This is a genomic window from Actinomadura rupiterrae (genome assembly GCF_024172125.1).
GTDB classification, from domain to species: domain Bacteria; phylum Actinomycetota; class Actinomycetes; order Streptosporangiales; family Streptosporangiaceae; genus Spirillospora; species Spirillospora rupiterrae.
On record NZ_JAMZEA010000002.1, the window covers coordinates 174,602 to 198,397 of the forward strand.

Genomic DNA, 23,796 nt, shown 5'->3' on the forward strand with positions numbered 1-23,796 from the left:
GTGTTGGGACGACCGACAGGAAGAGGTGGGGGAGAACTTGCTGAACCCTGAGGACCTGTACGAGCTGGACGCTGACCTGCCCGAGATGACCGGGCCGGTCCTGCTGCACAGCATCGACGGCTTCGTGGACGCGGGACAGGCCGGCCAGCTCGTCCGCGAGCACCTCCTCGACTCCCTGGACGGCCGCGTCGTCGCCCGGTTCGACGTGGACGCGCTGCTCGACTACCGCGCCCGCCGCCCGCTGATGACCTTCGACCGGGACCACTGGTCCGGTTACGAGGCGCCCGAGCTGGTCGTCCGGCTGCTCCGGGACGAGGTGGGCACGCCGTTCCTGATGCTCACCGGGCCCGAGCCCGACCGTCAATGGGAGGGCTTCTCCGCCGCCGTCCGGTCCCTGGTGGACCGGCTCGGCGTGGCGCTGACCGTCGGCTTCCACGGCATCCCGATGGGCGTCCCGCACACCCGCCCGGTCGGGCTGACCGCGCACGCCACCCGGCCCGAGCTGATCACCCGGACGTCCTGGTTCGACCGCGTCCAGGTGCCGGGCAGCGCCGCCGCGCTGCTGGAGTACCGGCTCGGCGAGCACGGCCACGACGCGGTCGGGTTCGCCGTGCACGTCCCGCACTACCTCGCCCAGTCCGGCTACCCGGCGGCGGCCGTCGCCGCGCTGGAGGCGGTCGTCGCCGCGACCGGCCTGGTGCTGCCGTCCGACGCGCTCCGCGAGGCCGCCGGCCGCACCGACGCCGAGATCGCCGAGCAGGTCGCCGGGAACGCCGAGGTCGAGAAGGTGGTGAGCGCCCTGGAGCAGCAGTACGACGCGTTCGCGGGCGCCGCCGAGCGCGAGTCGCTGCTCGCCGAGCGGCAGGACATGCCCACCGCCGACGAGCTGGCCGCCCAGTTCGAGCGCTTCCTCGCAGAGCAGGACCGTCCCGACACCCCCTGACCAAGCGCCCTGAGCGCACAGCGATCGGCGGCACGCCCCGACTGGGCGCGCCGCCGATCGCCGTTTTCGGACGCGCGGGCTGTCAGGAGTCGGCCGTCAGGCGCCGGCGGGTCGGACGCTCGGGCCGGTCGGGCGCGCGTCCGCCTGCGGCCGGACGTCGTGCCAGCCGTCCGGGCCGGGCATCTTGTCGGCGGCCTCCGGCCCCCACGAGCCGGGCTTGTACGGGAGCGGCTTCTCGTCCAGGTTGAGCACCGGTTCGACGATCCGCCAGCACTCCTCCACGACGGGCAGGACGGCGAAGTAGGTCCGGTCGCCGGTGATCGCGCCCTCCAGGATGTTCTCGTAGGGCATCTCGACCCGGCCGTACACGTCGGCGAAGTCCACGCGCAGCGGCACCGGGTCCGAGCCCTTGCCGCGCTCGGGCTGCTTCACCACCAGCTCCACGGTCATGGCCGCCTCCGGCACCATGTGGAAGCGGATCAGGTTCGGCGCGGGCTTGCCGCTCTCGGCCGGGTAGAGCGTGACCGGCGGGCGCTTCAGCTCCACCACGACCTCCGTCGAGGTGGTCTTCAGGGACTTGCCGCTGCGCAGTAGGAACGGCACGCCCTCCCAGCGCCAGTTGTCCACGAACATCCGGGTCGCGAAGTAGGTCTCGGTGGTCGAGTCCGGCTTCACGCCCTCGACGTCCAGGTAGCCCTGGTACTGGCCGCGGACGGTGTCGGCGGGCACCATCGAGCGGGTGGCCTGGAGCACCTTGTGCTTCTCGGCCTTCTCCGCGTCCACGGACGGGTCGGACGGCGGTTCCATCGCCAGGAACGTGAACACCTGGAGCAGGTGGTTCTGGATGACGTCCTTCAGGCACCCCACCGAGTCGTAGAAGGAGCCGCGGTCGGCGACGTCGAAGTCCTCGATCAGGTTGATCTGGACGTTGTCGATGTGCTCGCGGGTCCAGATCGGCGCGAGCATCTCGTTGGCGAACCGGGCCGCCTTCAGGCCCTCCACCGCCACGTCGCCGAGGAAGTGGTCCACCCGCAGCAGGTGGTCGTCGTCGAAGTACCGCGTCAGCTGCCGGTTCAGGCTGCGCGCCGAGGCGAGGTCGTGGCCGAACGGCTTCTCCACCACGAGCCGCGCGTCGCGGTTCAGGCCCTCGCCCGCCAGCGACTCGGCGACCGTGGTGAACAGCGACGGCGGGATCGCGAGGTAGTGGCTGACGAACGCGTCGTCCCCGGCCGACTTCCTGATCTGGTCGCGCAGCCGGGAGAACGTGGCGCCGTCCTTGAAGTCGCCGGTGACCAGGCTCAGCCTGGACGCGAACTTCTTGAAGACGTTCTCGTCGAAGTCGGTGACGGCGGCGGAGATGCACTTGTGCGCGTGCTTGCGCAGCGCCTCGTCGTCCATGTCGGAGTAGGCGACGCCGATGACCGGGACGTCCAGAATGCCGCGCTCGGTCAGCCGGTAGAGCGCCGGGAAGAGCATCTTCGCGGCGAGGTCGCCGGTGATGCCGAACAGGGCGAGCGCGTCGGCGCGCTGCGGTGTGTCCATGACGGTGCGTCCTCCAGCTTGTCGCTGCTTGTCGCTGCTTGTCGGTCGGTCTCGGTCGGTCTCTTGGTGGTGTCCGGTCAGCCCGCGAGGATGCCCCACGAGCCGCTGTGCGTGGCGCCAGGCTCCAGCCGGATGACGTCGGTGCCGCTGCCGAACGCGTTCGGCGGGCACGTCATCGGCTCCACGCCGAGGCCGAGGCGGCGCTTCTCCGGCGGGACGCCGTCGGCGGTGTAGACCTCCAGCCAGGGGTGCGTCCGGTCGAGCCAGAACGAGGTCCGGCGGTTCGTCCCGGACAGGTGCACCCAGGCGCGTCCGGCGTCGTCGCGGTCCAGCTCGGTGAAGGCGCGGTCGATCTTCTGGTCGCCGAGCCGCCGCCCGGCGCGCAGGTCGTACTCGGTGCCCTCGACCGCCGTCGGCGGGCCCGGCGGGATCATCCGGTCGTTCACCGGCAGGTACCGCGCGCCGGGGATCTGCACGATGCACCCGTCGATCGGCTCGCCGACCGACAGGTACGGGTGCGCGCCGTGCCCGTACGGCGCGGCGACCCGGCCGTGGTTCGCGGCGGTCACCGTGATCGTCATGCCGTGGTCGGGATCGAGCGCGTAGTCGGCCGTGACGTCCAGCCGGAACGGGTAGCCGGGCGAGCCGAGCAGCCGGGTCGCGAGCGAGACCTGGTCGGGCGCGCGCTCCACCTCCCGCCACGTGGACCAGCGGACCAGGCCGTGGATGGCGTTGTCGTACTCGGGCTCGTTGATGTCGAGGAGCAGGTCCGCGCCGTCCCACTTGTAGCGGCCGTGGTCGACGCGGTTCGGCCAGGGGATCAGCAGCTGGCCGAACGCGGCGGGCGGCGTCTCGTCCTCGCCGTAGCTCAGCACGAGCGGCTCGCCGTCGTGGGTGAGCGAGCGCAGCCCGGCGCCCTCCTCGGTGACCACCGCCCGGTAGGGCCCGGCGGCGATCTCGAACTGCTCGCCGGTCGCGGCCAGCGAGCCGCGGCGGGTCTCCGGAACCGATGTGCTCATCGCGGCCTGTCCTCTCCTCCGGACGCCTCGGCGGCGCCGGGCCGGGCGCCCGGCGCGCGCTCCCGTGGCGCGATACCCCGGATCTCCGCGTCGATGTGAGCGCGCGAGGGCGCCGCAGGAAGCCGGAATCCTCCGAGTGGAGGTGATTCCGATGGATTGCCCTCTTGCTGGCGATCTCCCCCCTCGCCCTTGTGCGGACGCCCTGCCGATGGTCAAGAAATCCCCGCGCGATGCCCTGCGCGCGGCAGGACGCCGAAGGCCGCTCCGACGCGGACGATCACGTCGGAGCGGCCTTCGGTGCGGCGGGGGCGGAGCGCGGCGGGGGCGGAACTCGGCGGGTCAGGGGTGGCGGAGCGCGGCGGGTCAGGGGTGGCCGGTGGCGCGGCGGAGGATCTCGCGCGGGTCGGACGGCCCGTCCCCGGACGCGGTCCAGGCGGTGTGCTGGTCGGGCCGGACCAGCGCGAGCCCCGTCGGCGGGTGGTCGAACAGGTCCAGCGGGACGCCCTCGGCGGCGGCCGCCTTCACGAACCGCTCGGTCTCCGGACGGTCCAGGTCGCCGACCAGCGTGAAGCCGCGGCCGAGGTGGTCGAACAGGGAGTCGCCGGGGCCGAGCCAGCGGTGGTCGAGGCGTCCGCCCGCCGGGCCCGTGACCAGGGGCGTGCCCCGGTAGGTGTAGCCGAGGACGAGGTCGAGGCTGTGGAACTCGCCGTCCTTGCTCTCCTGGACGGCCCGCGCGACCGCCGGACGCGCCGCCGCGAACTCGGCCTCGCCGCCCGCGAGGCGGGGGTCGGCGAGTTCGGGCGCCAGCGTCGCCATGTTCCGGGCGGCCTCGGCGATCGTCTGCGCCGCGACCGGCCTGCGTTCGGCCTCGTAGCTGTCCAGCAGGGCCGCGGGGGCCCAGCCGGACAGGACGGCGGCGAGCTTCCAGCCGAGGTTCACCGCGTCGCCGATGCCGGTGTTGAAGCCGTGCCCGCCCCAGGGCGGGTTCAGGTGCGCGGCGTCCCCGGCGAGGAAGACCCGCGACGTCCCGTACCGCTGCGCCAGCAGCAGCTTGGCCTTCCACGGGTCGGTCGCGACGATCTCGGCGTCGATGTCCTCGCCGACCAGGGCGCGGACGAGGCCCAGCGGGTCGGCCTCGCCCTGCTCCTGGGAGACGCCCTGGGCGATGCACCACCACAGGTCGTCCAGGTTCAGGCGCCCGACGAGACCGGGACGATCCGGATTGAGCACCCAGTAGTGGACGGCCGGACCGTGCGGGACGCGGTCGCCGAGGCCGGGCGCGCGGAAGACGATGTTGAAGTTCGGCCGCTCGTCGGCCGACCCCTCGTAGACGACGCCGATGGCCTCGCGGACCGTGCTCCACGCGCCGTCCGCGCCCACCAGGTAGTCGGAACGAACCTGCTCGGCGGCCCCGCTCGGACCGGACAGCGTCGCGGTGACGCCATCGGGGTCCTCTGCCAGGCCCGTGACCGTCCAGCCGGTGCGGAGGTACGCGTGCGGGGACGCGGCGACGGCCTCGCGCAGGACCTGCTCGATCGCGGGCTGCCCGATCTGCTGCCCGGCCTCGGCGACCAGGTCGTCCCCGGCCAGGTCGAGGCCGAAGCAGCCGCGGAACCGGGTGATCTCGCGGCCGAGCAGGCCGGTGGTGAACACCGCCTCGTCCGACCAGGAGACCGGCAGCGCCGCCGCCTCCCGGACGCGGTCCGCGAGGCCCCAGCGGCGGAACAGCTCCATGCTGCGGGCCGAGGTCGTCTTGGCGCGCGGCCGCAGCCACGACACCTGCTCGCGCGGCTCGACCACCAGCGACGCGACGCCGTGGTGGGCCAGCTCCAGCGCGGCGGCGAGCCCGACCGGCCCACCCCCGGCGATCAGCACGGGGACGTGCGCGGCGGAGGAGTCGGCGGTCATCGGCTGTGGGCTCCGGTCATGAGGGCGGCCAGGTCGTCCGGGCGCAGGAACGAGGGCGGGGGCGGCGGGCCCCAGTTGAACAGGCCCCTGGCGCCTTCGAGGGTCTCGGGCGTCCAGAGCTGGTCGTCCAGGATGGTGTCCATGTCGGAGTAGTACTCGGCGAAGTTGCCCGCCGGGTCCTTGAGGTACCAGAAGAAGTTCGACCCGGCATGGTGGCGTCCGAGGCCCCAGACGTGCCGCTCGGGGTGGCCGTCCAGCATCGCCGACGCGCCCCGGCCCACGTCGTCCACGTCGTCCACCTGCCATGACGTGTGGTGCAGGAACGCGACGGGCGCGGCGAGGACCAGGACGTTGTGGTGGTCGGTCGAGCAGCGCAGGAAGGCGCCGATGTCGCCGATCATGTCGCTGGTCCGGAAGCCGAGGCCGTCGCGGAAGAACGCCGAGGTCGCCGCGAAGTCGGTGGTGCCGAGCACCGCGTGGCCGAGCTTGCGCGGCCGGACCGGCTCGGCGCGCAGGATGCCCGGCGCGCGCGCCCCGGCCCGCTCGATCCGTCCGGGGCCGTTGTAGCGGGTGGCCGGGACCTCCGGCTGCGAGATGCGCGGCTCCACTTGCAGGACGGCCCGGACCCCCGTCACCGCCTCGTACGCGATCAGCGTGTCCGCGCCGCGTTCGGCGGGGATGCCGAGGGCTTCGAGGCGGTGGGCGGCCCGGTCGAGGTCGTCCGGGTCGTCGGCGCCGATGCGGAGCTCGACCAGCCGCCGGGTCGGGGCCTGGACGAGGCGGAGCTGGTCGCCGCCGTCGCGGGTGGCGAACCAGCCGTCCGCGCCAGGGGCCAGGCCGAAGTCGGCGTAGTAGCCGGCGGTCGCGGCGACGTCCGGGACGCCGATGGTGACGGAGCTGAGGCGGTGCAGGGGCATGGTCGTCCTCCGATCAGGCCGAGGCGAACGTCTGGCGCAGCTCGCCGATGCCCGCGATCTCGCTGACCAGCTCGTCGCCGGGGGCGAGCCAGCGCTGCGGGTCGCGGCCGAGGCCGACACCCGCCGGGGTGCCGGTGAACAGCAGGTCGCCGGGCAGCAGCGGCAGCACCGCCGACAGCCGGGACACGAGGGTCGGGACGGCGAAGATCAGGTCGCGGGTGCGGCCCTTCTGCACCTCCTCGCCGTTGATCGCGGCGCGCAGTTCGAGGTCGTCGCGGTCGTCCAGCTCGTCCGGGGTGACGACCCACGGGCCGGTCGGCGCGAAGCCGGGGAACGACTTGCCGAGGCTGAACTGCGGCGCCGGTCCGGCGAGCTGGGAGATCCGCTCGCTGATGTCCTGGCCGACGGTGAGGCCGGCAATGTGGTCCCAGGCGTCGTCCTCGGAGACGTGGGACGCGGTGCGGCCGATGACGGCGACCAGCTCGACCTCCCAGTCGGTGTGGCCGCCGTCCGGGAGCGTCACCTCGGTCACCGGCCCCGACAGGGCCGTCACGAACTTGGTGAACACCGGCGGCAGGCCCTCGGGGACGGCGAACCCGGACTCGGCGGCGTGCTCGCGGTAGTTCAGCCCGACCGCGAGGATCTGGCGCGGCGCGGGCACCGGCGCGCCGAGCCGCGCCCGGTCGAACGTCCGGCCTTCGGGCAGTTCGGCTTCCCGCGCCCAGGCGGCGAAGGCCGCCCAGTCGCCGTAGAGGGCCTGCGGATCCGGGCCGAAGCGGTCCCCGCTGGCCTCCGCCACGTCCACCGCCAGGTCCCCGGCCCGGTCCTGGACGACCAGCACCGCGCGTCCGTCAAGATTGCCGACCCGCATCGCGACTCCTATTCGACATGATGATTATGGTGATAATGCGGGCCCTGTGGCGGGGGCGTCAAGGGCTCACCCTGATAACGTGCATGATGAATTTCCGGACGCACTGGGAGGGCCGTTGAGCCTGCGACCCCTGACCGGCCCCAGCACGGCGCGCCGCGCCGAGCAGGCCGCCGAGCGGATCGCCGACCTGGTCCGCGGCCGCGAGCCCGGCGCGCGGCTCGGCACCAAGAACGACCTGCGCGCGCTCTGCGGCGTCTCGGTCAGCACGTTCAACGAGGCGCTGCGGCTGCTCCAGGCGCGCGGCCTGGTCACCGTCCGGCCCGGTCCCGGCGGCGGGCTGTTCGCCGCCGAGCAGTCCCCGATCGTCCGGCTCGGCAACTCGGTGCTCGCGCTGGACGCCGACGAGACCACGGTCGCCGAGGCCATCCGCATCCGCGACGCGCTCGACCCGCTGCTCATCGAGGACGCCCTGTGGCACGCCTCGCCCGCCGACATCGCCGAGATGCGCGCCATCGTCGACGAGATGGGCCGCGCGGCCGAGGACGGCGACGGGACCGGCTTCGTCCGCGCGAACTGGCGGTTGCACCACCGCATCGCCGAGACGAGCCGGCACGTGCTGCTGCGCTCGCTTTACGCGAGCCTGCTCGACCTCATCGAGTCGCACACGCTGTCGGTGCTGCCCGACGGAACCGAGCCGCTCCAGCCGTACCTGCGCGACCGGCACCGCCTGCACGCCGACCTGGTGGACGCCATCGCCGCGCACGACCGGGCTGCGGCGGCGCGGCTGATCCGCGAGCACAGCCCGGTCGGCGCTCAAGCGACGTCCTGACCCGTCCCGGCCTGGTCGGCTCGGCGCAGCAGGTAGTCCCAGCCCGCTCGCAGCTGGCGGTCCGACCAGCACTGGTCGCGTTTGGCGAGGGCCTCGGCGGCGTCGGAGTGGTCGCGGATCGGCCCGGCGGCCATCGCGGTCAGCTGGACGCGGCAGGCGCGTTCGAGCAGGACGGCGTGCATGACGGCCGCGTGGACGCCCTCGCCCGCGGCGACCAGGCCGTGCCGGTGCATCAGCGCCGCCGGTGCGTCGCCCAGCGTCTCCGCCAGCGCTTTGCCCAGGTCAGGGGTGGAGACGAGGGCGCCGGTGGTGGTGAAGCGCGGCACGTCCTTCCCGCCGAACAGCGCGCCGTCGTGCGAGATGGGCAGCAGCGGCGTGCCGAGCGCGGCGAACGCGACGGCGGCCTGGGCGTGGGAGTGGACCGTGCAGGTCACGGCCGGGTTCCGGCGCATGATCTCCAGGTGGATGTGCGCCTCGATGTGCGGGGATCCGGCGCCGTCCAGCACCTCGCCGCCGAAGGAGACCAGCTGCAGGTCCCGGTCGTGGACCTCCTCCAGGCCGCGGCCGGGCGCCTTGATCCAGATGCCGCGCCCGTCCGGGTCGCGGACGGCGACGTGGCCCCAGACCATGTCGCCCTGACCGGCCATCGCGAGGACGCGTCCCGCCTGGAGCGCCGCGCGCCTCTCGGGCACGTCCCGCATCACGCCGCCTCCAGCGTCTCGTAGTAGCGGACGGCGCCGGGGTGCAGCGGGATGGGGGAGCGGCCGATCGCCACCGGGTCGAGCGGGTAGGTCAGCGGACTGCGCTCGGGCGGGAGGTGCCGGTACTGGGCCTCGATCGTCGCGCGCGTCTCGCCGAGGATCCAGGCGATGAGGTGGGCGACGTCGCCCGGCAGGTCGGACCGGGTCAGCACGATGAAGTCGGAGAAGTCGAGCGTCTCGAAGCGCGGGCAACCGGGGAAGTGGCCTTCCTCCACGGTCGCCGAGGGCCAGCCGTAATCGGCTTCCAGGCCGTCCAGGACGTCGCGCTCGACGGGCAGGAAGGCCAGGTCGGCGCCGAAGCGCTGCCAGTGCGGCAGCATGACCGCCTCGTGGACGACCGCGTCGGCCTCGCCGCTGGTGATCCGCTCGAAGGTGTCGAAGGGCCGCTCGTCGGCGAAGGGCCGGCCGCCCCAGCCCTCGACGTCCACGCCCGAGCGCGTCAGGACCTCGTGCGCGGCCCAACCGACGAGGTTGGTGCCGTCGTGCTGGGCGGTGGCGAGCCGGAGTCGCGGCTTGGCGGCGCGCAGTTCGGCGAACGAGCCGATGCCCAGGGAACGGTCCACGCCGACCACCAGCCGGTCGCGCTGGGGCAGGACGCCCAGCGCGCACAGGTCGGGGAAGGGTTCGCCCGCGTAGGGGCCCCGGCCGTCCAGTGCGGCGGCGGCGAACGCGGCGGGCGTGGTCAGGGCGATGTCGACCTGGCCGCGGCCGACCGCCCGGGCGGCGTCGGCGCCGCCGCGCCCGTTCCAGATGGCGACGCGGGTGTGCGGGCCGGCGCGGTCGGTGAGCTCCTGCGCGATCCAGCCGCAGACGCGGTGCAGGTTCGCGGTGCCCCAGTCCCCCTGGAGGTGCAGGGAGACCGAGCGGCTGAGGGTCGGCGCGGGTGAGGGCATGGGTCGCTCCCGGGAAGTCGGGGTGGGGCGACCACTGTATTAATCAATCATAATCAATTCAAGGGTCAGCCCGCGTCGTGCTCCCTCAGCAGCCGCGCGACCGCCTCCCGGTCCCGGGCGTCGAGCGCGTCCACGAGCGCGGCGTGCAGCTCGTGGCGGCGGCGCATGAAGCCCTCCTCCGGCTCGCCCTCGGGCATGATCTTCGGCGTCCGGGCCTCGATCACCTCCTGCGAGCGCAGGTAGCAGTCGCGCAGCAGCGGGCCGGGGCTGATGGCGGCCAGCCGGGCGTGGAACCGCCAGGCCGCGCGCACGTAGGCGGGGCCGTCCAGGCGTCCGGCGGCCTCGCCCATCTCGCCGGTGAGGGCGCGCAGCTCGGCGAAGTCGGCGGGGGAGCCGTACCACAGCGCGTCCTCGATGATCAGCGGCTCGATCGCCTCCCGGACGCGGAAGGCGTCCGCCAGCGCGGCCTGCGCGTCCACCTCGCCGTCGCCGCCCGTCCCGGTGCGCGCGGCCGGCGCCGGGGCGGACCCGTCCGGGGCGAACAGCCCGCCGCCCGGACCCGGCCGGACGGTCACCAGCCCGCGCTCCTGGAGCAGCCGCAGCGTCACGTTGAACGTGCCGACCGACACCCCGCACGCGGTGCGGACCTGCTCCTTCGTGCCGAGCCGGGCGCCGGGCTCCAGGCGCGCGAGCAGCTCGGTCACGCGCGCCGCCGCCTCCTCCGCGCGGCCGGGCGGACGCCGCTCCCCGGGCCCGTCCCGGTCCTCCCGCAAGGTCGCCCTCGGCGCCACGGTCCCTCCATCACGTTCGATCGCCGCCTTGACGGCCCGGTCCGACGGTGGCCATCATACCCCTCGATGTAATCATTATTATTAATTAGCGAACGCGAGGAGGCCGAGCCGTGGGACTCGTCCATGAGGTGATCGACGCCTTCGACGCCGCGGAGCCCGTCCGCCGGGTCGCGCGGCGGGAGGAGCTGCTGCTGGGCGCGCCGCTGCCCTCGCCCAAGCGGCCGCCGCGCGCCTACCGGCCGATCGGGGCCGCGCACTTCCCGGCGCATTTCGTGCCGCAGGGGTTCGAACCGCCCAAGGGCATCTTCGAGAGCGACTTCCTGCGGATCGAGCGGCAGACGATGGCCGGGTTCCGGCAGCCCTTCTACCACCGCAACTGCGACGTGGACGAGCTGTCCTACCAGGTGTACGGCACGCGCACGCTCATGACCGAGCTGGGCAGCCTCGACCTGGTCCCGGGCGACTTCTCCCGCATCCCGGTCACGGTCGCGCACGACAACCACGCGCACGACGACATCCACCTCCTGTTCTACGTGCCCGCGCATGTCGCGGAGCTGCGTCCCGCCGTCCGGACGTCCGAGCTCGTGCTCCCGCCTTTCGAGGGCTGGAAGCCGGAGGTCCGCAACCTGATGACCACCGAGTGCCTGGGCGGTCCCGAGCACGACATCGTCATGACGCCGGTCGACGAGCAGCTGCTTCTGGAGCAGGCCGACGTCGAGCCGGAGCGGATCAACGTGCTCCGCCCGTCCGGCGAACCGGGCGCCGACGGCACGCACTGGCTCTACCGGTCCGCGCGGGTCAGGATCGGCCACACCGCGATCGACCGCTCGGACGGCCGGGAGTACCGCACCCACCGCGACGCCGACGACGTCCAGTACCAGATCAGCGGGCGGCGCGTGCTCGTCACGCAGCTCGGCGTCCTGGAGCTGGAGCCGGGCGACTTCGTCCGCATCCCGGTCGGCGTCGCGTTCACCAGCATCGTCACCGAGCCGAGCACGCACCTGACCGTGCTGTCGGCGCTGGCCGTCCCGCAGGTCACCGAGTCGACGAAGACCGGGCAGGTGCTCGGCGTCCCCGACCTGGACCGTCTGCGCGCCGCCGGATGAACCACCACCCCGTGAAAGGACTCCGCATTGTCTGAGATGAGAGCCGCCCGCGCCCACAAGGGCTCCGATGTGCTGCACCTGGAGCGGGTGCCCGTTCCCGAGGTGGGCGAGCACGACGTCCTCGTCCGCGTCGCCGCCGCGGGACTGGCGCCGAGCACCATGAAGCTGCTGGCGGCCGGGATGTTCCGGCACCTGCCGACCGTCCCGGGCCACGAGGCGTCGGGGACGGTCGAACGGGTCGGCTCGGGCGTCGATCCGGGACTGGTGGGCAAGCGCGTCCGCGTCCACCCGATGCTGTCGTGCCGGACGTGCGGGTACTGCACCGGCGAGCGGCAGCAGCTGTGCGCCGAGCACGCCATGATCGGGCAGGGCGCGTTCGGCACCGGCACGCTGGAGCTGTACGCGCGGTACCACGACGGCGGGCTCGCCGACTTCGTCCGCGCGCCGCACTGGCTGATCGACGAGATCCCCGACAACGTCAGCTTCGACCTCGCGGCCAAGGTGCACGACCTCGGCAACGCCGTCCGCGCGCTGAAGTGCGCGGGCCCGCTCGACGCCGCCACGGTCGTGATCACGGCGGCCACCGGGACGATGGGCACGGCCTCGATCGTCCTCGCGGAGCACTTCGGCATCGACCGCCTGGTGCTGGTCGGACGGTCCGCCGAACGCCTGGAGGCGGCGCGGAGCCTCGTCCCGCACCTGCGCGTGGACACGATCGCGCTGGACGACCTCGACCCCGAGTGGCCGACGTCGCGCGGGCTCACCGCGCGCATCCGGGAGGTCGTCCCCGCCGGGCCGGACGCGGTGCTCGACTACCTTCCCGCAGGTCCCGGCGCTGAGCAGGCCATGCGGTCGCTGGCCAACGGCGGCGTGTTCGTGCACATGGGCGGCAACGACGCGCCGATCAGCATCCCCATGCGGGAGACGATGCTCGGCTGCTGGCGCTTCGTCGGCACCCGCGGCTGCACCCGCGAGGACACCGACCTGGTCCTGAGCCTGCTGGCGTCCGGCGGGGTCCAGGCCGAGCAGCTGATCACGCACCGGTTCGCGCTCGACGACGTCAACGCCGCGCTCGCCGCCCTCGCCGGACGGCACGAACCCATGTGGATGGGCGTCATCCGCCCCTGACCACCGACGAACCCACCCCGGGGAGCACTGCCCATGACCGAATGGACCACCGTCGAGACCGCCACCGGGCCGATGCGCGTGTACATCGCGCGCCCGGACGGTCCCGCGAGCCGCGCCGTCGTCGTCCTGCAAGAGGCGTTCGGCGTCAACGACCACATCCAGGACATCGCCCGACGCTTCGCCGAGCGCGGGTTCCTCGCCGTCGCCCCCGACCTCTTCCATCGCAACGGGGTCGGGACGCTGGCCTACGACCAGCACGCCGAGGCGATGCCGCTGATCGGGGCGATCGGCGCCGACCAGATCGTCACCGACGTCCGCGCCGCGCAGGAGTACCTGGCGGGCGAGGGGATCCCGGCCGGCCGGACGGCCGTCGTCGGGTTCTGCTTCGGCGGACGCGCCGCGTTCACCGCCGCCACCGCGATCCCGGGCCTCGCCGCGACCGTCGTGTTCTACGGCCCCGGCATCGCCGCCGGCCCGCACGCCGTCCTCGACCGGGCCGCGAAGATCGACGCGCCGCTGCTGCTGCACGTCGGCGCGGACGACCCGACCATCCCTTCCGAGCAGGTCGCGGCGATCCAGGACGCGCTCACCGCGGCGGGCGCCGACTTCGAGCAGCACGTCTACGCCGGTGCCGGGCACGCCTTCGCCTGCGACGCGCGCCCGCACATGTACCGCGAGGAGGCCGCCGACCTCGCCTGGACGCGCACCCGCGCCTTCCTCGACCGCCACCTGCCCGCGGCGGCCTGACCTCTCTTCCGCACCTGGAGGTGCCATGTCCGATGGGCCCGTACTGATCGTCAGCGCGCACGCGGCGGACTTCGTCTGGCGGGCCGGTGGTTACGCCGCGCTCCCCGCCCGGCGCGGCATCGGCGCGCACGTGGTCTGCCTGTCCTACGGCGAGCGCGGCGAGTCGGCGGCGCTGTGGAAGTCCGGCGCGTCGCTGGAGCAGGTCAAGGCCGCGCGGCGGGCCGAGGCCGAGGCCGCCGCCCGCGTGCTCGGCGCCGAGATCACCTTCCTGGACGCCGGGGACTACCCGCTCCCGCGCGCCGACGAGGAGCTGATGGACGCCCTGGTCCAGCGCATCCGGGCCGTCCGGCCGGGCGCGGTCCTGGTGCACAGCGCCACCGACCCGTACAACGCCGACCATCCGCGTGCCGCCGAGCTGGCACTGGAGGCCCGAGTCCTCGCGCAGGCCGAGGGCTACCCGAGCGAGCATCCGGTCATCGGCGCGCCGCCGGTCTTCCGGTTCGAGCCGCACCAGCCCGAGATGTGCGGGTTCCGGCCGGACGTCCTGGTCGACATCACCGAGGTGTTCGACGCCAAGCGCGAGGCCATGGAGTGCATGAACGCGCAGGAGCACCTCTGGGACTACTACACCGATCTCGCCCGCCGCCGGGGCGTCCAGGCCGTCCGCAATGGCGCGGATCGGGCCGTCCGCTACGCGGAGGCGTACCAGCGCGTGTACCCGCAGGTCGCCGGGGTGCTGGCATGACGCCGACCGTGGTGACCGGGACGCCGCGCGCCGGTGCCGGACACGTCCGGGCGCTGGGCGCGCACGGTGTCGCGACCGTGCACGAGGCCATGGGACGCGACGGGCTGCTCGACCCGTCCTTCCGGCCGATCTATCCGGGAGCGACGCTCGCGGGAACCGCCGTCACCGCGCTGTGCCATCCCGGCGACAACCTGATGATCCACGTGGCCGTGGAGCAGTGCCGGGAGGGTGACGTCCTGGTCGTCGCGACGACCTCGCCTTGCACGGACGGGCTGTTCGGCGAGCTGCTCGCCACGTCGCTGCGTGCCCGTGGCGTGCTCGGGCTGGTGATCGGCGCCGGTGTCCGCGATGTGGGGCCGCTGACCGGGATGGGCTTCCCCGTCTGGTCCACGGCCGTCAGCGCGCAGGGCACGGTCAAGGCCACGGCGGGCAGCGTGAACGTGCCCGTCGTGATCGGCGGACGCCTGGTCCACCCGGGCGATGTGGTGGTGGCCGACGACGACGGCGTGGTCACCGTGCCCCGGCGCCGCGCCGCCGAGGTCGCGGACGCCGCCGCGGCCCGCGCCGAGCGCGAGGAGCGGACCCGGGAGGCGCTGGCGGCCGGCCAGCTCGGGTTGGATCGCTACAACCTGCGTCCCCTGCTCGAACGGCTCGGCGTGCGGTACGTGCCGTACGAGGAGGAAGACGGGTGATCCGGGCGGCCCTGCTGCGCGGCGGCACGTCCAAGGGCGTCTACCTGGACGCCGCGGACCTGCCCGCCGACCCGGCCGAGCGGGACGACCTGCTGCTGCGCCTGCTCGGCTCGCCCGACCCGCGGCAGACCGACGGCCTCGGCGGCGGCCACCCGCTGACCAGCAAGGTCGCCGTCGTGTCGGGGGCCGCCGACCCGTCCACCGCGGACGTCGACTACCTCTTCCTCCAGGTGCACGTCGACCGGCCGCTCGTGTCGGCGGAGCAGCCGTGCGGCAACATCCTCGCCGGGATCGGGCCATATGCCCGGCTGCGTGGCCTCGTCCCGCCGGACGCCGGGACCGTCCGCATCCGCATGGTCAACACTGGGGGACTGGTCATCGCCTCGCTCGGTCCCGGCGCGCCGGGCGACGAGATCGAGGTCGCGCTGGAGTTCCAGGAGACCGCCGGATCGGTCTGCGGCAGCCTCCTGCCGACCGGGAACGTCCGGGACGAGATCGACGGCATCCCCGTGACCTGCATCGACAACGGAATGCCGGTGGTGCTGGCCGCCGCCGCCGACTTCGACCTCACCGGCCACGAACCGCCGGGCGTCTTGGAGGCCGACGAACGCCTGGCCGCGCGCCGCGAACGCGTCCGGCTGCGGGCGGGCGAGCTGATGGGGCTCGGCGACGTCGCGGGCGCGACCGTCCCCAAGATCACGCTGGTCGCGCCGCCGCGCGCGGGCGGCACGCTGGCCACCCGCACCTTCATCCCGCACCGCTGCCATCCGGCGATCGGCGTGCTCGGCGCCGTCAGCGTCGCGACCGCCGCGGGCCTCCCCGGATCGGTGGCCGCGCCTTACGCGACCGGCGGCGATCTCATCCGGCTGGAGCATCCGACCGGACATTTCGATACCCGCCTCACGTCCTCGGGAGGTGCGGCCGTCCTGCGCACCGCCCGCCTGCTGTCCGACGGGACCGCGTGGCCCCGTCCTTCCCACCGGAGCTGACCCATGCCGCAGATCCCGCCCGCCGAGTTCACCGAGCGCTGCCGCGACATCGCGCACGTCGGCCCGGTCGAGCTGCTCACCCCCGACGCCGACGCGACGACGGCCTTCTTCACCGGCCCGATGGGCATGGAGGAGGTGGCCCGCGACGGCCGCTCGGTCTACGTGCACGCCTGGGACGACTACGAGCGGTTCACCGTCAAGATCACCGAACGCGACCGGGCCGGGATCGGCCGCACCTACCTGCGGGCGTCCGGTCCGGGCGCGCTCCGCCGCCGGGTGGACGACCTCCCCGGCGGACGCTGGACCGCCGACGAGTTCGGCCTCGGCGACGTCTACCTGTGCCAGGACCCGGACGGCCACGAGTTCGGCCTGTACTGGGACACCGAGTGGTATCGGCCGGACGAGGCGCAGCGCCCGGCGTTGAAGAACCAGGCCGCGCGCTTCCCCGGCCGGGGCGCGAACATCCGCCGCCTGGACCACGTCAACTACCTGGCCGCCGACATGCCGGGCGCCCGGACGTTCCTCACCGACCGGATCCGCGCCAAGCCGACCGAGCAGATCATGCTCGACAGCGGCGAGGTCTCGGGATTCTGGACGACCGTCTCGGACAAGACCTACGACCTCGTCTACACGGGCGACTGGTCCGGCACGCCGGGACGCCTGCACCACGTCGCGTTCGCCACCGACACGCGCGAGGACATCCTGCGCGCCGCCGACGTGTTCCTGGAGGCGGGCGTCCACATCGAGACCGGGCCGCACAAGCACGCCATCCAGCAGACGTTCTTCCTCTACGTCTACGAGCCGGGCGGCAACCGCATCGAGCTGTGCAACGCGGGCGCGCGGGTGATGCTCGCGCCCGACTGGCAGCTCGTCACCTGGACCGAGGCCGAGCGCGCCAAGGGGCAGGCGTGGGGCCTGAAGACGATCGAGTCCTTCCACCGCCACGGCACCCCGCCGGTGGACGCGTCGCCTCCGGCAGCGGACGCGCCTTCGCCGACCGCCGCGCCTTCCCCTGCGGACGCGTCCCAATAAATCAACCTGTTCATTACGAACATCGTTGTGCCGAGGTCTTGACGCCGAGGTGGTCGAGTGAGCAGTATCACCCTAATCATTATTACGAATTGCTCCCGCGCACCCACCCCCACCCAGGCGCCGCCCTCTCGGAACCGTCGCGGCGCCTTCGCGTAAGGAGAACCCGTGACCGCGACCCTCGCGCCTCCGGCGACACGGATGAGGACGGGCATGCTCGCGCTGGCGTGCCTGGTCCTGTTCATCGACGGCTACGACCTGTTCGCGCTCGGCACCATCGGCCCGAGCCTGCTGCACGACCGGTCCTGGGGAGCCCACCCGTCCACGCTCGGGACGCTCGGCAGCGTCACCGCGGCGGGCATGCCGTTCGGCTCGATCCTCGCGGGCTGGTCCGCCGACCGGTGGGGCCGCCGCGTGCCGCTGGCGCTGTCGGTCGGCTGGATCTCGGTGTCGATGCTGGCCACCGCGCTCGCCGGCGACCTCACCCAGCTCGGCGCGGGCCGGTTCTGCACCGGCATCGGCATCGGCGCGCTGGCCCCGCTGGTCTCGGCGCTGGTCTCGGACGGCGCCCCCGCCGGCCGCCGGACGCTGCACCTGGCGGTCGCGCTCGGCTCCATCGGCGTCGGCGGCACCGCGTCCGCCCTGCTCGGACGGTTCCTGCTGCCGGAGCACGGCTTCCAGAGCATCTTCTGGATCGGCGTGGTGCCGGTCGTGCTCGTCCCGTTGATCTGGGTGATGGTTCCGGCGGGCCGTCCGCAGCACGCACGTCCCGAAGCGACGCGTCACGAAACGACGCGGGTCGGGGCGGCGCGGGATGCGTGGCGGGCCGTCGCGGAGCTGTTCAGCCCGTCCGCCCGGCGCGGGACGGTCCTGCTGTGGCTCGCGACGTTCATGAGCATGGCGCTGGTGTACAGCACGACCGCGTGGCTGCCGACGGTGATGATGCGGAGCGGCTACAACCTCGGCTCGTCGCTGGAGTTCATGATCGCCTTCTCGGTCGGGGCGAGCGCGGGCGGCCTGGTGGTCTCGCTGCTCGCCGACCGCGGCCACCTGAAGCTGGTCACGCTGGGCACGTTCGTGCTGGCCGCGCTGGCCCTGCTCACCCTCAGCTCCAACCAGCCGCGGCCGCTGCTGCTCGCGGTGTCGGCGCTGGCGGGGCTGGGCTCGCTGGGCTGCCAGAACATGATCATCGCCTGCATGTCCGCCTTCTACCCGCCGCACCTGCGCGGCACGGGCCTCGGCGTCGGGCTCGGCGCCGGACGGATCGGCGCGATCGTCGGGCCGTCCTACCTGTCGGCGGCGACCGCGATGGCGTCCTCGCCCCGCACCGGCTTCGTCGCCTTCATGATCCCGGCGGTGCTCGGCGCGGCCATCGTGGCGCTGCTGCCGCGGACGCTCTCCCCGGGACCGGAGTAGGGGGTTCTGGGTGGGGCTGGCCGGGCTCGAACCGACGACCTGCGAGGTGTAAGCTCGCTGCGCTACCAACTGCGCTACAGCCCCTGACCGGCAAGACGATACCGTCTCCGGCGCCGCGAACGGTACTCGGGCCGGAGCCGCCAGGACGGCCCCCGGAGCGTCCCGCCGCCGGTCGCACGGCCGGAACCCGCCGCAGGTCGAAGATCAGGTAGCCACCGCCTTCCGTCCGGCCCCGCCTCCGTCCGAGGCGGGGCCTTCGGCGTCCGGAAGTGCACCGGATGGGCGGTGTGACCGGATTCTCAGGCGCATTCCGGCAGGTCAGGCAGCGGTTTACATGCCGTTCACAAACGGGCAACAGGTCCGAAATGCCCTATTGCCAGTCTCGTCCTCGGCCGGAGACACCGGGCCGTGGATGGAGGAAGACGTTGAGCTACAAGGCCGAATACATCTGGGTCGACGGCACGGAGCCCACCGCGAAGCTCCGCTCCAAGACCAGGATCCTCGCCGACGGCGCCGAGCTTCCGGACTGGGGCTTCGACGGCTCCAGCACCAACCAGGCCCCCGGTGACAGCTCCGACTGCGTGCTCAAGCCCGTCCTCTCGGTGCCCGACCCGATCCGCGGCGGCGACAGCAGGCTCGTGCTCTGCGAGGTCTTCCTCGTGGACGGCACGCCGCACCCGACCAACAACCGCGCCAAGCTGCGCCCGGTGGCCGAGCAGTACGCCGCGCACGACGCCTGGTTCGGCATCGAGCAGGAGTACACCTTCTTCCAGGCCGGCCGCCCGCTCGGCTTCCCCGAGACCGGCTTCCCCGCCCCGCAGGGCCCGTACTACTGCGGTGTCGGCGCGGACGAGGTGTTCGGCCGCGAGATCGTCGAGCGCCACCTGGACGCCTGCCTGGAGGCCGGGATCAAGGTCTCCGGCATCAACGCCGAGGTCATGCCCGGCCAGTGGGAGTTCCAGATCGGCCCGGCCGGCCCGCTGGAGGTCGCCGACCACCTGTGGCTCGCCCGCTGGCTGCTGTACCGCATCGCCGAGGACTTCGACGTCGCCGCGACGCTCGACCCCAAGCCCGCCAAGGGCGACTGGAACGGCGCCGGCGCGCACACCAACTTCTCCACCAAGGCGATGCGCGAGTCCTACGACGCGATCATCACCGCCTGCGAGTCCCTCGGCGCCGAGGGCAAGGTCGAGGAGCACATCGCCGGCTACGGCCCGGGCATCCAGGAGCGGCTGACCGGCCAGCACGAGACCGCCCCCTGGAACGTCTACAGCTACGGCGTCTCCGACCGCGGCGCGTCCGTCCGCATCCCGTGGCAGGTCCAGGTGGACAAGAAGGGCTACATCGAGGACCGGCGCCCGAACGCCAACATCGACCCCTACAACGTCACGCGCCTGCTGGTGAACACCTGCTGCGAGGCGCTGGAGAAGGCCGGCCAGGTCTGATCCGCCCCGCGTCTCCTCCTCCCGAAGCCCTCCGTGCGACCGCGGAGGGCTTCGCCCGTCCCCGGGGGGCTTCGGCCGTCACGTGGGCTTCGGTCGTTCCGGGCTTGCTGCTTCCAGGGTGATTCGGCCGTTTCAGGGGCTTTCCCGTGCTGGCTAAATGACCGCAAAGTGTTACTCGGCGGGGAGTCTCCCCTCACCGCGCCGGGTAGCACTCAGGCATCCGCGAGGGGGGAGCTGGCATGGCGGAGCCGCCGTTCGGGCCGTCCGCGGGCGGTGCCGGGAGACCGCGCCGCGGCGGGGCGGCGCGCGACGCCCGGCCCCGCACGGACGCGGTGCAGCGGTCGTTCCGCTGCCGGCACGCGGTGCGCCGCGAGCTGCCGCCGCAGTTCCGCTACACCGACTACCTCGCGATGCACGAGGACGCCGCGCACCCGGACGCCGAGGCGCGCCGCCTCTGGCTGGTCGGGCTCGGCGCGGCCTTCGTCGCCGCGATCCTCGCGTTCGGGTCGGCCTACGTGATCCGCGTGATGTCCGGCCTGGCCGTCCCGTCCTTCGTGGACCGGACGCTGGCGCCGGGCAACGCGGGCGTCGCCTACGCGATCTGCTCCGGAGCCGTCACGCTCCAGCTCACCGCGCTCGTGCAGATCCTGGTCGCGACCGCCGACCGGCCCGTCCGCGCCTTCCTGTGGACGGGCGGGTTCCTGGTGGTGCTGGTGACCGCGCTCCCGCTGCTGGTCGGAGGGCCGATCCAGGCGTCCGCCACGACCGCGCTGCTCGACCTGTGCGGCGGCGCGGCCGCCGTGGCCGTGCTGGCCGCCGCCGCGTCCGTCATCGGCCCGCCGCCCAGGATCTTCGACATCTGACCCGGAGGCCGCGGCCGCCAGGTCAGCGGCCGACGTTGATCACCAGCGGTTCCGGCGCGGTCGTCGAGGTCACCCGGAACGGGACGAGCCGCTGCCGCACCCGGTGCCGGAACTGCTCCGGCGGCGCCAGCACCCGGAACTCGCGGTGGATCCCGGACACGCCCATCACCAGGTGCGCGTCCCAGTGCCCGCGCGGCAGCGGGTCGTCGATGAACGAGCGGGTCAGCGGGACGGCGGCGGTGTAGGTGAGAAGCCCGTCCGCGCGGCCGATCCGGACGAACGCGTCGTAGGAGCGGCCCCGCGCCGGGTCGCGCAGTGACAGCCACGCGGTGAGCGGCGCCTGCGCCTCCGGCAGCGCGAGGTGCCCGGTGATCATCAGCTCCTCGTCCCGGCCGTTCCAGGACAGCGCGTCGGCCTGGCAGTCCCCGGCGGTGCGCGGCTCGCCGCCGACGTCCAGGGCGAGGTGCCCGTGCCGATCGAAGTACACGGTGACCGGGGTCGAGCCGGGCAGGAAGCGGCGCTGCGGGGTGCTGTCGAGCGTGACGTCCGGACCGGCGCGCAGCGGCGTGGCGCGCGGCCCGCTGGACGGCCCGACGCCGAGGTCGAGATCCCACACGCCGTGCGAGAGGGCCGATCCCGACAGCGCCTTCGCGGGGTCGACGCCGCCCTCGAAGGTGGTGCCGCCGTCGTCGTGCCCCGCCGGGGCGGCCGGGACGGCCAGCACCCGGTCGCCGTCCCGCTCGCGCAGCAGGACGGCCAGGTCCGGCGCGTCCACGCGGACGCCGGGCACCCGCCCGCGCAGCCGCAGCACGCCGTCCGTCCAGCCCACGTCGGTCAGGTACGGCTCGTCCACGGATCCCCCCACCTCGTCGCTCGGGCTTCTGGAGATCACCTACCCCGCCGCGCCCGGCCGGACCCGTGCTCAGGCCGATGCGACCCGTGCTCAGCCGATGCGACATGCTCAGGCCGATGCGACTCGTGCTCAGGGGACGACGGTGACGGGCCAGCGGCCGGCCCGGACGAGCCGGACCGCGACCGAGCCGACCAGCCGGTGCCCGGCCTGCGCGGAGGCGCCGACGACCACGACGTCCGCGCGCACCTCGTCGGCGATCCTGGACAGCACCCCGGCCGGGTCGCCGGGCTCGGTGCGGTACTCGTAGTCGACGTGCGCGCGCTCTGCGGCCTTGGCCAGCTCGGCGCGCATCTCGCCGGCGACCTCCTCGGCCGCCTCGCGCAGCACCGCCGCGCCGCCCGGTGTCAGCGTCGACATCGTCGCGACCGGCACCACGTAGACCAGCACCAGCCGCGCGCCCGACCGGCGGGCCAGGCCCCAGGCGTACGCCGCCGCGTGCAGCGACGGGTCGGAGCCGTCCACTCCGCACACGATCACTTTCGGACCGTCGGTGGCCAGCTCGAACATGCCCCCAGACTAGCCCGGGGCCTGCGTCCCCGGCCGCTCCGGGGCATGGGAGGCGAGCCAGTGCGCGATGCCGACCCGGGCGTGCGCGGTGACGGCGAAGTCCAGCCACTCGGCGGACGGCGCGGCGGCGGGCCCGGTCAGCACCTGCACCACGTTGCCGCTGCGCAGCTCCGCCGACAGCGGCGCGTGCCGGCCGTTGACCAGCGCGCCGATGGAGCGTTCCCCGGTCCCGTCGTCCAGGGAGAAGGCGAAGTCGAGCGCGGTCGCGCCCGCCGGGAGGACGAGCATCCGGCCCTGCGGGGTGAACGCGGCGACCATGCCGGGCGCGTGGTCGGCGCGCAGGCCGTCCAGGAACCGGTCGGACGGCGCGGCGGACTGCCAGGCCAGCAGCCGGCTCAGCCACTCCAGGTCGCGGCGGCCCGCCACCTCCCGGCCCGCCGCGCCGTCGCCCGCCTCGCGGACGCTCGCGACGATGCCGTACTCGGCGAGCGGGTGCATCGCCCGGCTCCGGATGATCACTTCGAGCGGGTCGCCGCCCGGGCCGACCACCCTTGTGTGCAGCGACCGGTACAGGTTGTCCTTGGGCAGCGCGATGTGGTCGCGCAGCCGCCCGGGCACCGGGTGCAGGACGGAGTGCACCGCGCCGAGCGCCACGTAGCAGTCGGTGTCCGGGCCGTCCACCAGGACGAGCAGCCGCGCGGCCTCGCCTGGACGCAGCCCGGCGACGTCGCCGCCGCGCGTCCGGTGCACCGAGTACAGGTGCCGAGGCCGGACGGACGTCTCGGCGGTGATCCCGTGCCGGCGCAGCGCGGGTTCGACCAGCCCGATCGCGGGGCCGAACACGGCTGGCGCGGCGGCGACCGCGGCGGCGACGGCGCGGGCCGTGGCGGCGTGCCCCTCGGGATCGCGCGCGGCGAAGGCCAGGTCGTCCATCTCGCGCTGCAGGACGCGGATGCCGAGCCGCTCGGCGAACGGGACGAGCAGCTCGTGCGAGGCCGTCGCGATCCGGATCCGCTTCTCCAGCGGCTGGAAGCCGAGCGTGCGCAGGTTGTGCAGCCGGTCCGCCAGCTTGATCACCAGCACCCGCAGGTCCGCCGCGGCGGCCAGGACCATCTTGCGGAACGTCTCGGCCTCGGCGCGCGCGCCCCAGCGCTCGCCATCCAGCTTGGTCACGCCGTCCACCAGGACGGCGACCTCGGCGCCGAAGTCGGCGCGCAGCTCGTCCAGGGTGTAGGCGGTGTCCTCGACGGTGTCGTGCAGCAGCGCGGCGACGAGGGTGGCGGTGTCCATGCCCATCCCGGCGAGGATCGTCGCGACGGCGAGCGGGTGGGTGATGAACGGCTCGCCCGACTTGCGCAGCTGGCCGCGGTGCAGGCGCTCGGCGACGGTGAACCCGCGGATCAGCTCGCGCTCGTCGCGGCCGGGGCAGACCGACCGGTACGCGGCGAGCAGCGGCGCGAGCGCGGCGGTGAGCGCGGGGTCACGGGACGCCCGCCGCCCGGACGCGCCGCGCCCGATGACATGCCGCCCGATGACATGCCGCCCGATCAGAGGCCGTCCGATCAGGGTCCGCCCGAGCACGCGCCGTCCGGGGGCGTGCAGGGTCGTGGCGCGTCGCTGGTGGGGACGCGCGTCCTCGGTTTGCGTGTGGGGCGTGCCTTCGCGCACGCCGGGCCCTTTCATCGCCCACCCGCCTGACACCGGCCCGTGGCGTGGATGCTACGGGGTGTAACTGGCATTAT

The 23,796-nt window shown here is 73.7% G+C and carries 23 protein-coding genes and 1 tRNA gene; 12 read left to right on the plus strand and 12 right to left on the minus strand.

The features are described 5' to 3' along the window. Window positions 1–37 precede the first annotated feature (37 nt). Window positions 38–943, plus strand: a complete 906-nt coding sequence (locus FHU30_RS05325; RefSeq protein WP_253872259.1) for a proteasome assembly chaperone family protein — start codon at window positions 38–40, stop codon at window positions 941–943. A 96-nt stretch (window positions 944–1,039) separates the two neighbouring features. Here FHU30_RS05325 and zwf read toward each other — a convergent pair whose 3' ends face one another. The 5 genes from zwf to FHU30_RS05350 all read right to left on the minus strand — a co-directional run bounded on the left by zwf (window position 1,040) and on the right by FHU30_RS05350 (window position 7,200). Then, a complete protein-coding gene (gene zwf / locus FHU30_RS05330; protein ID WP_253872261.1) occupies window positions 1,040–2,485 on the minus strand; it encodes a glucose-6-phosphate dehydrogenase in 1,446 nt (481 codons plus the stop codon). A 77-nt stretch (window positions 2,486–2,562) separates the two neighbouring features. Then, window positions 2,563–3,504, minus strand: a complete 942-nt coding sequence (locus FHU30_RS05335; RefSeq protein ID WP_253872263.1) for an aldose 1-epimerase family protein — start codon at window positions 3,502–3,504, stop codon at window positions 2,563–2,565. A gap of 363 nt (window positions 3,505–3,867) precedes the next feature. Then, window positions 3,868–5,412: an FAD-dependent monooxygenase gene (locus FHU30_RS05340; protein WP_253872265.1), complete on the minus strand. Its 1,545-nt coding sequence runs from the start codon at window positions 5,410–5,412 to the stop codon at window positions 3,868–3,870. Beyond that, entirely contained in the window at window positions 5,409–6,329 is a 921-nt protein-coding gene (locus FHU30_RS05345) for a VOC family protein (RefSeq protein WP_253872267.1), read from the minus strand. The genes FHU30_RS05340 and FHU30_RS05345 overlap by 4 nt, the downstream gene beginning before the upstream one ends. 13 nt (window positions 6,330–6,342) lie before the next feature. After that, window positions 6,343–7,200 carry a fumarylacetoacetate hydrolase family protein gene (locus FHU30_RS05350; protein WP_253872269.1) on the minus strand — a complete coding sequence of 286 codons (858 nt, stop codon included), beginning with the start codon at window positions 7,198–7,200 and terminating at the stop codon, window positions 6,343–6,345. Window positions 7,201–7,315: 115 nt separating this feature from the next. Here FHU30_RS05350 and FHU30_RS05355 point away from each other — a divergent pair, with 115 nt between their 5' ends. After that, window positions 7,316–8,029: a FadR/GntR family transcriptional regulator gene (locus FHU30_RS05355; protein ID WP_253872271.1), complete on the plus strand. Its 714-nt coding sequence runs from the start codon at window positions 7,316–7,318 to the stop codon at window positions 8,027–8,029. On the opposite strand, the gene FHU30_RS05360 is transcribed toward FHU30_RS05355, so the two are convergent. The 3 genes from FHU30_RS05360 to FHU30_RS05370 form a co-directional block, all read right to left on the minus strand. After that, window positions 8,014–8,730: a class II aldolase/adducin family protein gene (locus FHU30_RS05360; protein ID WP_253872273.1), complete on the minus strand. Its 717-nt coding sequence runs from the start codon at window positions 8,728–8,730 to the stop codon at window positions 8,014–8,016. The genes FHU30_RS05355 and FHU30_RS05360 overlap by 16 nt on opposite strands. Continuing rightward, window positions 8,730–9,683 (minus strand): TAXI family TRAP transporter solute-binding subunit, encoded by a 954-nt coding sequence (locus tag FHU30_RS05365; protein WP_253872275.1) that lies wholly within the window; start codon window positions 9,681–9,683, stop codon window positions 8,730–8,732. Before FHU30_RS05365 ends, FHU30_RS05360 begins: the two co-directional genes overlap by 1 nt. Before the next feature lie 65 nt (window positions 9,684–9,748). Next, window positions 9,749–10,474, minus strand: a complete 726-nt coding sequence (locus tag FHU30_RS05370; RefSeq protein ID WP_253872282.1) for a FadR/GntR family transcriptional regulator — start codon at window positions 10,472–10,474, stop codon at window positions 9,749–9,751. A 110-nt stretch (window positions 10,475–10,584) separates the two neighbouring features. Between FHU30_RS05370 and FHU30_RS05375 the strand changes: the two genes are divergently transcribed. The 8 genes from FHU30_RS05375 (at window position 10,585) to FHU30_RS05410 (ending at window position 18,326) form a co-directional block, all read left to right on the plus strand. Continuing rightward, window positions 10,585–11,580: a hypothetical protein gene (locus tag FHU30_RS05375; protein ID WP_253872285.1), complete on the plus strand. Its 996-nt coding sequence runs from the start codon at window positions 10,585–10,587 to the stop codon at window positions 11,578–11,580. Between the two features lie 36 nt (window positions 11,581–11,616). Beyond that, entirely contained in the window at window positions 11,617–12,708 is a 1,092-nt protein-coding gene (locus FHU30_RS05380) for an alcohol dehydrogenase catalytic domain-containing protein (RefSeq protein WP_253873847.1), read from the plus strand. A gap of 33 nt (window positions 12,709–12,741) precedes the next feature. Next, window positions 12,742–13,455: a dienelactone hydrolase family protein gene (locus FHU30_RS05385; RefSeq protein ID WP_253872287.1), complete on the plus strand. Its 714-nt coding sequence runs from the start codon at window positions 12,742–12,744 to the stop codon at window positions 13,453–13,455. Window positions 13,456–13,480: 25 nt separating this feature from the next. Next, the gene (locus FHU30_RS05390; protein WP_253872290.1) at window positions 13,481–14,200 is read left to right on the plus strand and encodes a PIG-L deacetylase family protein; all 720 of its coding nucleotides are present in this window, start codon (window positions 13,481–13,483) and stop codon (window positions 14,198–14,200) included. Further along, window positions 14,197–14,892 (plus strand): 4-carboxy-4-hydroxy-2-oxoadipate aldolase/oxaloacetate decarboxylase, encoded by a 696-nt coding sequence (locus FHU30_RS05395; RefSeq protein WP_301322742.1) that lies wholly within the window; start codon window positions 14,197–14,199, stop codon window positions 14,890–14,892. Before FHU30_RS05390 ends, FHU30_RS05395 begins: the two co-directional genes overlap by 4 nt. Next, a complete protein-coding gene (locus FHU30_RS05400) occupies window positions 14,889–15,881 on the plus strand; it encodes a PrpF domain-containing protein (RefSeq protein ID WP_253872292.1) in 993 nt (330 codons plus the stop codon). The genes FHU30_RS05395 and FHU30_RS05400 overlap by 4 nt, the downstream gene beginning before the upstream one ends. Window positions 15,882–15,884: 3 nt before the next feature. After that, the gene (locus tag FHU30_RS05405; RefSeq protein ID WP_253872294.1) at window positions 15,885–16,913 is read left to right on the plus strand and encodes a VOC family protein; all 1,029 of its coding nucleotides are present in this window, start codon (window positions 15,885–15,887) and stop codon (window positions 16,911–16,913) included. Between the two features lie 165 nt (window positions 16,914–17,078). Further along, window positions 17,079–18,326, plus strand: a complete 1,248-nt coding sequence (locus FHU30_RS05410; protein WP_253872296.1) for an MFS transporter — start codon at window positions 17,079–17,081, stop codon at window positions 18,324–18,326. Window positions 18,327–18,337: 11 nt separating this feature from the next. Here the strand turns inward: FHU30_RS05410 and FHU30_RS05415 are convergent. Then, window positions 18,338–18,410 (minus strand) — tRNA-Val (locus FHU30_RS05415). 341 nt (window positions 18,411–18,751) lie between these two features. Between FHU30_RS05415 and glnII the strand changes: the two genes are divergently transcribed. Beyond that, window positions 18,752–19,771: a glutamine synthetase gene (gene glnII / locus FHU30_RS05420; protein WP_253872298.1), complete on the plus strand. Its 1,020-nt coding sequence runs from the start codon at window positions 18,752–18,754 to the stop codon at window positions 19,769–19,771. 239 nt (window positions 19,772–20,010) lie between these two features. Further along, window positions 20,011–20,634, plus strand: a complete 624-nt coding sequence (locus FHU30_RS05425; protein WP_253872300.1) for a hypothetical protein — start codon at window positions 20,011–20,013, stop codon at window positions 20,632–20,634. 22 nt (window positions 20,635–20,656) lie between these two features. Here the strand turns inward: FHU30_RS05425 and FHU30_RS05430 are convergent, their stop codons facing one another. The 3 genes from FHU30_RS05430 to FHU30_RS05440 form a co-directional block, all read right to left on the minus strand. Next, window positions 20,657–21,487 (minus strand): hypothetical protein, encoded by an 831-nt coding sequence (locus FHU30_RS05430; RefSeq protein WP_253872302.1) that lies wholly within the window; start codon window positions 21,485–21,487, stop codon window positions 20,657–20,659. Between the two features lie 129 nt (window positions 21,488–21,616). After that, a complete protein-coding gene (locus FHU30_RS05435; RefSeq protein ID WP_253872304.1) occupies window positions 21,617–22,054 on the minus strand; it encodes a universal stress protein in 438 nt (145 codons plus the stop codon). Window positions 22,055–22,063: 9 nt separating this feature from the next. Continuing rightward, on the minus strand, window positions 22,064–23,722 hold the full coding sequence (locus FHU30_RS05440; protein WP_253872313.1) for a RelA/SpoT family protein: 1,659 nt from the start codon (window positions 23,720–23,722) through the stop codon (window positions 22,064–22,066). Window positions 23,723–23,796 lie beyond the last annotated feature (74 nt).

Bases quoted from the DNA above. Each gene is read 5' to 3' on its own strand.
- zwf (WP_253872261.1), bottom strand. From the start codon at position 2,485: ATGGACACACCGCAGCGCGCCGACGCGCTCGCCCTGTTCGGCATCACC.
- FHU30_RS05335 (WP_253872263.1), bottom strand. From the start codon at position 3,504: ATGAGCACATCGGTTCCGGAGACCCGCCGCGGCTCGCTGGCCGCGACC.
- FHU30_RS05340 (WP_253872265.1), bottom strand. From the start codon at position 5,412: ATGACCGCCGACTCCTCCGCCGCGCACGTCCCCGTGCTGATCGCCGGG.
- FHU30_RS05345 (WP_253872267.1), bottom strand. From the start codon at position 6,329: ATGCCCCTGCACCGCCTCAGCTCCGTCACCATCGGCGTCCCGGACGTC.
- FHU30_RS05350 (WP_253872269.1), bottom strand. From the start codon at position 7,200: ATGCGGGTCGGCAATCTTGACGGACGCGCGGTGCTGGTCGTCCAGGAC.
- FHU30_RS05360 (WP_253872273.1), bottom strand. From the start codon at position 8,730: ATGCGGGACGTGCCCGAGAGGCGCGCGGCGCTCCAGGCGGGACGCGTC.
- FHU30_RS05365 (WP_253872275.1), bottom strand. From the start codon at position 9,683: ATGCCCTCACCCGCGCCGACCCTCAGCCGCTCGGTCTCCCTGCACCTC.
- FHU30_RS05380 (WP_253873847.1), top strand. From the start codon at position 11,617: ATGAGAGCCGCCCGCGCCCACAAGGGCTCCGATGTGCTGCACCTGGAG.
- FHU30_RS05385 (WP_253872287.1), top strand. From the start codon at position 12,742: ATGACCGAATGGACCACCGTCGAGACCGCCACCGGGCCGATGCGCGTG.
- FHU30_RS05390 (WP_253872290.1), top strand. From the start codon at position 13,481: ATGTCCGATGGGCCCGTACTGATCGTCAGCGCGCACGCGGCGGACTTC.
- FHU30_RS05395 (WP_301322742.1), top strand. From the start codon at position 14,197: ATGACGCCGACCGTGGTGACCGGGACGCCGCGCGCCGGTGCCGGACAC.
- FHU30_RS05405 (WP_253872294.1), top strand. From the start codon at position 15,885: ATGCCGCAGATCCCGCCCGCCGAGTTCACCGAGCGCTGCCGCGACATC.
- FHU30_RS05425 (WP_253872300.1), top strand. From the start codon at position 20,011: ATGGCGGAGCCGCCGTTCGGGCCGTCCGCGGGCGGTGCCGGGAGACCG.
- FHU30_RS05435 (WP_253872304.1), bottom strand. From the start codon at position 22,054: ATGTTCGAGCTGGCCACCGACGGTCCGAAAGTGATCGTGTGCGGAGTG.